Genomic DNA, 1,842 nt, shown 5'->3' with positions numbered 1-1,842 from the left:
TTGTCCCTCCTCCTCCCTTCAAGTCCTACCATACAAGCGAGCCTGCTCGCGATGGTGGTGTGTCAGGCAACTTCAATGTTGGATGACAGGGCCTCATCGCGAGCAGGCTCGCTCCCACAGGGATCTCCCACAGTGATCCTCATCCGGACGCAAATTCCACATCCAACCTCGATACCTGTGGGAGCGGGCTTGCCCGCGAAGAGGCCCGCACATTCACCCGAAAACCCCGACCGTTGATCTGCCACTTCACCTGGCGGCGCTGGAGCGTGACGGCCTGGTGCTGCGCGGCGACACCCGGCCCACCGGGCGGCGGCCGGAGCAGCTGTATCGGCTCACCGAGCATGCCCGGGAGCAATTCCCCCGCCAGTATCAATTGCTGGCCAGCGCCCTGATCGATGAAGTGGCCGACATCATCGGTCCCCAAGCCCTGGCCACACTGATGCGCAGCCTGGGCCGCAAACTGGCCGAGGATCGCGAACGGCTAGTGGTCGATGAAGGAAAAATCGTCAAGCACATGAACGAGGCCGGTTACGAAGCCGAGGTGATCTTCCGATCATCGGGCGATGCCGAAATCGTCGCCCACAACTGCGTGTTCCACCGTCTGGCTGCGGCCCATCCGGTGGTGTGCGAGCTGGATCTGGCGCTGATCGGCACGTTGGGCGGCGCTGATGTCGAACACGAGGAATGCATGGTGCGTGGCGGGCATGTCTGCCGTTTCAAACTACGGCCCGATGAAGCCGAACCTGAGTCCGATTAAGCGCAATCCACTGCGTTCGTCGGATTCGCAGCCTTGCCAGCAAATCTCCCCGGCAGCCCCTTGAACTAGTTGGCGGGCGCCAGTCTAAGAGCGGCAATCACGCACTCCCCAACCCTTGTCATCTCATCCGAGTTGCCGCCCATGCGCCAAACCGCTCTCGCTGTGCGCTTCACTTCGCTGTGCCTGTTGACCACCCTTCCCCTCTTCGCCACCCCCGCCCACGCCGGCGCGGAGCGCGAACTGGTGAGCGCCATCAACGATTTTCGTGCCCACCCTGAAGGCTGTGGCCGCCGCCCCGCTCAACGCCTGTCGCCACTGACGCTCAAATCCAGCCTGGCCTTGCCGGTGGGTTACGGTGGCGGGATGCGTGAGCGACTCAAGGACTCGGGCTATCAGGCGGTGGCGGTTCGCAGTATTCGTGTGGTTGGCGCGCGGGATGCCGAAGAGGCGTTCGAGATGCTGGCCGATGAACACTGCTCGGCCTTGCTCGACAGCCAGTACAGCGATGTTGGTGTCAGTCGCAGCCGGGGCGAATGGCAGGTTGTGCTGGCGAGGCCGGTGCTGGACAGTCAGATGGCGGACAGCCGCTCGGTCGGAAAGAGTCTGCTGGCTCAGGTCAACGCCGCACGGGCCAAACCGCGCATGTGCGGTAGTCGGCGTTTTGCCGCCGCCCGGCCGCTGGCCTGGAACGCCAACCTGGGCGCTGCGGCGCAAGGGCATAGCAAGGCGATGGCTTACGGGAATTACTTTGCGCACCAGGATCCTGATGGCGACACCGCGGCCGACCGGGCGCGGGCCGCGGGTTATCGGGGGCGGCAGATTGGGGAGAACATCGCGGCGGGTCAGGGTTCGCCGAGCAAAGCCATGGCCGGGTGGCTGGCGAGTCCCGGGCATTGTGCGAATTTGATGAACCCGATGTTTACCCAGGTGGGTGCCGGGTATGCGACCGAGGCGCGTAGTGATGAAGGGGTTTATTGGACGATGGTGTTTGGGGCGAAGTGAGGAATAACGGGTAGCTCAACCCTGTAGGAGCGAGGCTTGCCCGCGAAGACGGAGTGTCAGTCGACATCGATGTTGGATGTGCC

The 1,842-nt window shown here is 63.5% G+C and carries 1 protein-coding gene and 1 pseudogene; both read left to right on the top strand.

Translation table 11 applies throughout. The features are described from left to right. Window positions 1-247: 247 nt before the first annotated feature. A pseudogene (locus tag ACW9JE_RS30545) lies at window positions 248-757 on the top strand (helix-turn-helix transcriptional regulator); the annotation flags it as partial. A 141-nt stretch (window positions 758-898) separates the two neighbouring features. Continuing rightward, window positions 899-1,759, top strand: coding sequence for a CAP domain-containing protein (locus ACW9JE_RS30540; protein ID WP_457434883.1), 861 nt, complete (start codon window positions 899-901; stop codon window positions 1,757-1,759). Window positions 1,760-1,842: the final 83 nt, after the last annotated feature.

It is taken from the genome of Pseudomonas sp. SDO55104_S430 (assembly GCF_054070595.1).
Note: the sequence above shows the minus strand (reverse complement) of the source record. Positions and strands in the feature narration are given on the sequence as shown.

Excerpts from the sequence above, each read along its gene's own strand:
- ACW9JE_RS30540 (WP_457434883.1), top strand. The coding sequence starts at position 899 with ATGCGCCAAACCGCTCTCGCTGTGCGCTTCACTTCGCTGTGCCTGTTG.